This is a genomic window from Treponema sp. R80B11-R83G3 (assembly GCF_054786115.1).
The window spans coordinates 1-1,060 of the sequence record NZ_BDHF01000263.1 but is presented as its reverse complement, the minus strand read 5'-3'; the positions used below and the strand labels follow the sequence as shown (position 1 = coordinate 1,060).

The following is a 1,060-nucleotide window of genomic DNA, read 5'->3' as shown; positions in this document are numbered from 1 at the left end:
CCATGCTTTTATGTTTGCCACAATGGCTTCCGTATCTTTGATTAGCTTGTCGTTTTTAGCCAAAACGCCCTGCAAGTCGCCAGCCCTGGATTTATTTTCCAGTTCTAAAGCGGCTTCCCTTATGGTTTCCACGCCTATGCCGGCGCTTGCGCCTTTTAATCCGTGTACTGTAATAACATAGTTAGTCAGATTTTCTGCCGAAACATTTTTAAGCTTTTCCAAAACAGTCGGCGTGTGGACGGTGTATGAACGCAACAGCGGCAGATAAATATCCGTTTCACCCGCGTACAGGGCAAGCCCTTTTTTAACATCTACTCCAGGTATCTCTATTACCAAATCTTCATCTTTGGAAGCGGCTTCAGTAGCAACAGGCTCGTCGTGGATAATAATCGGCTTTTTAGCGACAGGCGCGTTCTCACGGTTATCGTTACGCACCCATTTTCTGATAACGGTATCCATCTCCACTACGTCAATGGGTTTGGATATGAACGCCTGAAAACCATGTTCGTAGAACATCTTATCCGTTCCCTGTATGGCGTTGGCGGTCAGGGCGATTATCGGTATTTTTTTCGCGTAGTCCGTGCCTAACGCGCGAATATAGCCAGCCGCTTCTATGCCGTCCATTCTGGGCATCATGTGGTCCATGAATATGGCGTTGTAAACAGGAGTGCCCTGTCGTATCCTTTCAATCGCCTCCTGCCCGCTGCTTAAACAGTCAACTTGCATTTTGTATTTGCGCAAAAGGCCGGCTGCCACGTCCAGATTGGTCTGCATATCGTCAACTACCAGCACCTTGGCGTAGTCTAAATTAAGCCTTACCAGTTTTTTAGTGGCAGTGCGTTTGCTGTCGGCATAGCAGAAGTTACGGAGTTTTTCCGCGACTTCCGGCCCAACCGGTTTATCGCTGACAAAGCCCTGTTTAAGATGCAGGCTGAATGTCGAGCCTTTGCCAAACTCGCTTTCCATTTTGAGTTCCCCGTCCATCATTTCCACAAGTCTTTTGGTAATGGGCAGGCCCAATCCCGTGCCTTCGATATTTCTGCTGATATTATTTATAACC

General features: G+C 47.5%; 1 protein-coding gene. It reads right to left on the bottom strand.

The features are described 5' to 3' along the window. A partial coding sequence (locus ACYVRH_RS13175) for a response regulator (RefSeq protein ID WP_461257354.1) occupies positions 1-1,060 on the bottom strand: 1,060 nt, incomplete at both ends.